Consider the following 5,218-nt stretch of genomic DNA (forward strand, 5'->3'; position numbering starts at 1 on the left):
GCCCGTGCTGCCACCGCCTCACACCAAACTACCACTAAATGACACAGTAGTAGTAGGAGCCGGTCTGCAAAGCCATGTGGTGCGTCCTGCGTTACAGGCGCCACCCGACTGAAACCTAAGTTCCTGAAATCGCAGGGCGGTGGTGGAGGTGAGCGGGATCGAACCGCTGACCTCGTCATTGCGAACGACGCGCTCTACCAACTGAGCTACACCCCCCCCGAGCCGTGGGGTCCACCGCAGGACGCGGCTTATGGAAGCGCGGCCGTTGGGTGTCAAGGCGGGGATGCGTCAAGCAAGGCCGGCGCCTTGCGCCTTGTTCCGGCTGCTGCCCGCCATTAGGTTCCGGCGGCAACACCAGGGGTCGCCGATGCTGCTCGATGCCGTCTTTTTCCTGCTGCGGGCGGGCCTCGACCTGTTCTGGTGGGCGGTGCTGCTGGCCGCCATCATGCAGACCCTGCTGTCCTTCAACGTGCTGGACGGCCGCAACCGCATCGTCTGGACGATCGCAGATTTCCTGTATCGGGTGACGGAGCCGGCGCTGCGCCGGGTGCGCGGGGCGCTGCCGAACATGGGCGGCATCGATCTTTCGCCGCTGATCGTGCTGCTGCTGATCACCGCCTGTTCCATCGCGCTGACCGCGATCCAGGGCTACCTGCTGCGCGGCGGCCTCTACTTCTGAGCCATGCCGCCCTGGCGGCTGCGGGCTGACGGGGTGGACCTTGCCGTGAAGGTGCAGCCGCGGGCGCGGCGGCCGGCCCTGGGTGGCCTCGCCCCCGGCGGCGCCGCGCTGCGCGTCGCGGTGGCGGAGGCGCCGGAGGATGGCCGCGCCAACCGCGCGGTGTGCGAGGCGGTGGCCCGGGCGCTGCACCTTCCCAATTCCGCGGTGGCGGTCTTGCATGGCGGCGGCTCGCGCCAGAAAACCCTCCGCATCGCTGGCGATCCTGCCGCCCTGGTGCCCGTTTTGGAAAAGCTCCTCGCATGACCGCCCGCATCATCGACGGCAAGGCGGTTGCCGCCGCGCTGCGCGAGACCATCGCCGCCCGCGCCGCCACGCTGTCCTTCCGCCCCGGCCTGCGCGTGGTCCGGGTGGGGGAGGACCCGGCCTCGGGTGTCTATGTCCGCAACAAGGACAAGGCGGCGCGCCAGGTGGGCTTCGACAGCGCCACCATCGCCCTGCCGGAGACGACGAGCGAGGCCGAGTTGCTGGCCGTCGTCGCCGCGCTCAATGCCGATGACGCGGTGGATGGCATCCTGGTGCAGTTGCCGCTGCCGCCGCAGATCCGCGCCGACCGGGTGATTGCCGCCGTGGCGCCGGAGAAGGACGTGGATGGCTTCCACCCGCTGAATGCCGGCCGCCTCGCCAGCGGCCAGCCGGGCCTGGTGCCCTGCACGCCGAAGGGGGTGATGCACCTGCTGCGGGCCTCCGGTGCCGCGCTGCCGGGGGCACGGGCGGTGGTGCTCGGGCGCAGCAACATCGTCGGCCGGCCGATGGCGCAATTGCTGCTGGCGGCGGATTGCACCGTGACCGTGGTGCATTCCCGCACCCGCGACCTGCCGGCCGAATGCCGCCGCGCCGAAATCCTCATCGCGGCCGTGGGACGGCCGGAGATGGTGCGGGGCGACTGGGTGGAGGTTGGCGCGACCGTCATCGATGTCGGCATCAACCGGCTGGCCGATGGAAGGCTGGTCGGCGACGTCGCCTTCGCGGAAGCCGCGCGGCATGCGGAGGCGATCACGCCGGTGCCCGGCGGCGTCGGCCCGATGACCATCGCCTGCCTGCTGGAGAATACGCTGGACGCCGCACTCGCCCGCCGAGGCTGAGCGGATGCAGGGCAGCGCGCTGCTGATCGCCGGCGCCTTCGTCGCCATCTGGGCCTCCGCCTTCACGGTGGCGGGCGTGGTGGTGAAGGAATGGCCGCCGCTGTGGGGGCTCGGCATCCGCTTCGGGCTGACCACGCCGCTGCTGCTGCTGATCGTGCTGGCGCTGCGCTCGCGCCTGCCGGCGCCGGGCGACATCGGGCGCGTCGCCATCCTCGGCCTGTGCGGGATGGGCGGGTATCTCGCCTTCGCCTGGCTCGCCATGGCGCGCATCCCGACCGGGCTGGTCGCGCTGATCTGCGCGACGACGCCGCTGATGGTCGCCGCCGGCGAAAGCCTGGTGCTGCGGCGGCCGCTGCCGAAGCTCGCCTGGCTCGGGCTCGGCATCGGCTGGTTCGGGGTGGCGCTGCTGGGCTTCCTGCGCGCGGTCGATGGGCTGGCGGCGGCGGAGGCGGCGGGCTTCGCCCTGGCGCTGGGGGCCGCGATCAGCCAGGCGGTCGGGCTGCTGGTCTATGCGCCGGCCAAGGGGCGCATCGACATCTGGATGGCGAGCCTCGGCCAGACCGCCGTGTCCGCCGTGCTGTGCCTGGCACTGGCGCTGGCACTGGAGGGTGCACCGCCGACCTCCGCCAGCCTGCCGACGGCGGCGGCGCTGGTGTGGTCCATGCTGGTGGTGGGCATCGGCGCCTACGCGCTGAACTTCGCCATGATGCGCCGTGTGCCCGCCTCCACCGCCACCGCGCTGCAATTGCTGGCCCCGCCGCTGGCCGCGGTGTTCGGCTGGGCGCTGCTGGGGGAGCGGCTGTATGTCAGCGACATCGTCGGCGGCGTGCTGACGCTGGGCGGGCTGGCGCTGCTGGTGCATGCGCGGTCGCGGGGCTGACATGCCCGGAATGCATTGGTGCGGGGGCAAGCCGATGCCGCAGTCTCGGCTGATGCAGGCACGACGACGAGCTACGGGCTTCTGAACTTCGCACGGGCGAGCACCGTCCGTATGGCTTCAACGCGTCCCGGCCTGCAGGATCACCCCGATGTACACGCCCGCCGTCTTCCGGTCCGACGACCCGGACTGGATCTTCGCCCATGTGGAGCGGCATGATTTCGGCCTGCTGGTCAGCGCCACGCCGCTGACGGTCAGCCACCTGCCTTTCCAGCTGGTGCGCCCGCGGGGCGATGCGCCGGCGCGGCTGGTCTGCCATGTCGCCCGCGCCAACCCGCACTGGCAGGCCTTCGCCGGGCAGGGGGCGGAGGCGCTGGCGGTGTTCCAGGGCCCGCACGCCTATGTCTCCTCCAGCTGGTACGGCGCGCAGCCCAGCGTGCCGACCTGGAACTACGATGCCGTGCAGGCGGTGGGCCTCGCCACGCTGATCGAGGACCCGGCCGAGATCGCGGTGCAGATGCGCGCCATGGCCGCCGCCTACGAACCCACCCCCGGCTTCGACATGGATGCCCAGCCGGTCGACTACATGGCCAAGATGTTCCGTGGCCTGGTCGGGATCAACCTCGAGGTTCGCCAGTGGACAGGCAAGCGCAAGCAGAGCCAGAATCGTCCGCCCGCGGATCGGATCGCCGTCGCGGCGGCGCTGGAGGCGCGGGGCGACCATGCGGCCGCGGCCGCGCTGCGGGAGGCGAACGGACTTGCCTGACGAGATTCCGGATATCCAGACCCTCGACAGCAGGGTGGTCTACCGCAATGCCTGGATGACGGTGCGGGAGGATGCGATCCGGCGTCGGGACGGCTCCACCGGCATCTACGGCGTGGTGGAGAAGTCGGATTTCGTCGTTGTCGTGCCGGTCCATGCGGATGGGTCGCTGCAACTGGTGCAGCAGTTCCGCTACCCGGTGAAGGCGCGGTTCTGGGAGTTTCCGCAGGGCATGTGGGGCCCGCCCGGCACCGATCCGGCGCTGGCCGCGCAGCATGAATTGCAGGAGGAAACCGGGCTGGCCGCCACGTCGATGGTCCACGCCGGCCGCCTGAACCTGGCGCACGGCACCATGTGCCAGGGCTACGACATCTTCCTCGCCACCGGCCTGAGCCAGGGCGACGCGGCGCCGGAGCTGGAGGAGCAGGACCTCATCACCCGCGTCTTCGGCCGCGCCGAGTTTGAGCGGATGCTGATCTCGGGCGAGATCAAGGATGCGACCAGCGTCGCCACCTACGGCCTGCTGCGGCTGAAGGGTCTGCTGTAGGTTGGGGCCTGCTGCAGGTCAGGGCTTCCGCCAGGCCAGCACGCAGCCATTGCCGAACACCTGGAGGCGCCCGCAGCAGGCTTGCAACTGCGCCAGCGCCACCGGGCCGACGCCCTCCGGCAGGGTCAGTTCCAGCTCCACCTCCGCCTCGCCCTCCCGCAGGGTGATTCCGAGTCGGGTGCCGTTGGGCATGCGGCCGACCGCGTCCTGCGCCACGGCCAGCAGCGCCACGTCCAGCGCCGCGCGGTCCAGGCTGACCGGGGACAGTTTTTCCGGCGCCGTCAGCTCCGCCCCGTGCCGGGCGCCGAGTGCGACGCGCAGCAGCGGCAGGGATTGCTTCATCACCTGCACCAGGGAAATCAGCGTGGGCTCCGCAACCTGCTGCCGGGCTGCGTCGAGGTAGCCGCGGATCGTCTCCTCCAGCCGCTTGCTGGCCTGCACGGCGCGGTCCAATTGCCGGGTGGGGGCGCCCTCGCCGACGCTGCGCGACAGCAGGTCGAGATTGGCGGCCAGAACCATCATGGCATTGTTGACCTCGTGCTGCACCGCAGGTGCGACGCGGCGCAGGCGGTCCAACCTCTGGCCTGCCACATCATCGGTCAAACGCCAGTCTCCTTCATCGGCCCGCAACGGCGGGGGCAGGCTGGGCGAGCGCTTCCGCGACCTCCCGGAACAGCCGCGCGGGCAGGGTGCCGCCGCGGACATCCTGCATCGGCGTGGCGTCATCATTGCCCAGCCAGACGCCGACGACAAAGCTGCCATCTGCACCGGGCGCAAGGCCGATGAACCAGGCGTCACGAAAATCCTGCGTGGTACCCGTCTTGCCTGCAACGGCGCGCAGACCCGGAGGTTGCGCAAGGCGCCCGCTGCCGCGCGCCACCACCGCCTCCAGCATCCGCCGCATCGCCGCCGCGCGCTCCGGCGTCGTCACCCGCAGCAGGGTCGGGCGTCCCGCGGCCACGGCGCGTCCATCGGCGCGGGCCGAAACGATGCCGCGTGGTTCGGGCAGCAAGCCGCCATTGGCGAAGGGGGCGTAGGCGGCGACCAGGTCGAGCAACGTCACCTCCCCGGTGCCGAGCGCCAGCGTGGCGTCGCGCTGGAAGGGGCCGGCCAGGCCGAAGCGGCGCGCGGTGTCGATGGTCGCCCGCGCGCCGGGGGCGCAGGGCAACCAACGAACAGAGGGGGGGGGTGGGGGGGGGGGGGGGGCTAT

8 protein-coding genes and 1 tRNA gene are annotated in these 5,218 nt (G+C 71.3%); 6 read left to right on the plus strand and 3 right to left on the minus strand.

Annotated features, from left to right (window positions below):
* Window positions 1-140: 140 nt before the first annotated feature.
* Window positions 141-216, minus strand: a tRNA-Ala gene (locus ACFHPP_RS30300).
* Window positions 217-367: 151 nt separating this feature from the next.
* Between ACFHPP_RS30300 and ACFHPP_RS30305 the strand changes: the two genes are divergently transcribed.
* The 6 genes from ACFHPP_RS30305 (at window position 368) to ACFHPP_RS30330 (ending at window position 4,008) form a co-directional block, all read left to right on the plus strand.
* Window positions 368-679: a YggT family protein gene (locus tag ACFHPP_RS30305; RefSeq protein ID WP_437166954.1), complete on the plus strand. Its 312-nt coding sequence runs from the start codon at window positions 368-370 to the stop codon at window positions 677-679.
* A gap of 3 nt (window positions 680-682) precedes the next feature.
* Window positions 683-982 carry a DUF167 domain-containing protein gene (locus ACFHPP_RS30310; protein WP_437166955.1) on the plus strand — a complete coding sequence of 100 codons (300 nt, stop codon included), beginning with the start codon at window positions 683-685 and terminating at the stop codon, window positions 980-982.
* Window positions 979-1,821, plus strand: coding sequence for a bifunctional methylenetetrahydrofolate dehydrogenase/methenyltetrahydrofolate cyclohydrolase FolD (gene folD / locus ACFHPP_RS30315; protein WP_437166956.1), 843 nt, complete (start codon window positions 979-981; stop codon window positions 1,819-1,821). Before ACFHPP_RS30310 ends, folD begins: the two co-directional genes overlap by 4 nt.
* A gap of 4 nt (window positions 1,822-1,825) precedes the next feature.
* A complete protein-coding gene (locus ACFHPP_RS30320) occupies window positions 1,826-2,701 on the plus strand; it encodes a DMT family transporter (RefSeq protein WP_437166957.1) in 876 nt (291 codons plus the stop codon).
* Between the two features lie 148 nt (window positions 2,702-2,849).
* Window positions 2,850-3,464 carry an FMN-binding negative transcriptional regulator gene (locus ACFHPP_RS30325; protein ID WP_437166958.1) on the plus strand — a complete coding sequence of 205 codons (615 nt, stop codon included), beginning with the start codon at window positions 2,850-2,852 and terminating at the stop codon, window positions 3,462-3,464.
* A complete protein-coding gene (locus ACFHPP_RS30330; RefSeq protein WP_437166959.1) occupies window positions 3,457-4,008 on the plus strand; it encodes an NUDIX domain-containing protein in 552 nt (183 codons plus the stop codon). Before ACFHPP_RS30325 ends, ACFHPP_RS30330 begins: the two co-directional genes overlap by 8 nt.
* Before the next feature lie 18 nt (window positions 4,009-4,026).
* Here the strand turns inward: ACFHPP_RS30330 and ACFHPP_RS30335 are convergent, their stop codons facing one another.
* Both ACFHPP_RS30335 and ACFHPP_RS30340 read right to left on the minus strand, forming a co-directional pair.
* Window positions 4,027-4,611: a hypothetical protein gene (locus tag ACFHPP_RS30335; protein WP_437166960.1), complete on the minus strand. Its 585-nt coding sequence runs from the start codon at window positions 4,609-4,611 to the stop codon at window positions 4,027-4,029.
* A 13-nt stretch (window positions 4,612-4,624) separates the two neighbouring features.
* The coding region (locus ACFHPP_RS30340) for a penicillin-binding transpeptidase domain-containing protein (RefSeq protein WP_437166961.1) at window positions 4,625-5,218 on the minus strand (594 nt) is incomplete at its 5' end.

This window comes from Falsiroseomonas sp. E2-1-a20, assembly GCF_051433195.1.
GTDB lineage: Bacteria > Pseudomonadota > Alphaproteobacteria > Acetobacterales > Acetobacteraceae > Falsiroseomonas.

What these genes read in the sequence shown, in the direction of transcription:
- ACFHPP_RS30305 (WP_437166954.1), top strand. Translation starts at nt 368, where the DNA reads ATGCTGCTCGATGCCGTCTTTTTCCTGCTGCGGGCGGGCCTCGACCTG.
- folD (WP_437166956.1), top strand. Translation starts at nt 979, where the DNA reads ATGACCGCCCGCATCATCGACGGCAAGGCGGTTGCCGCCGCGCTGCGC.
- ACFHPP_RS30310 (WP_437166955.1), top strand. Translation starts at nt 683, where the DNA reads ATGCCGCCCTGGCGGCTGCGGGCTGACGGGGTGGACCTTGCCGTGAAG.
- ACFHPP_RS30320 (WP_437166957.1), top strand. Translation starts at nt 1,826, where the DNA reads ATGCAGGGCAGCGCGCTGCTGATCGCCGGCGCCTTCGTCGCCATCTGG.
- ACFHPP_RS30325 (WP_437166958.1), top strand. Translation starts at nt 2,850, where the DNA reads ATGTACACGCCCGCCGTCTTCCGGTCCGACGACCCGGACTGGATCTTC.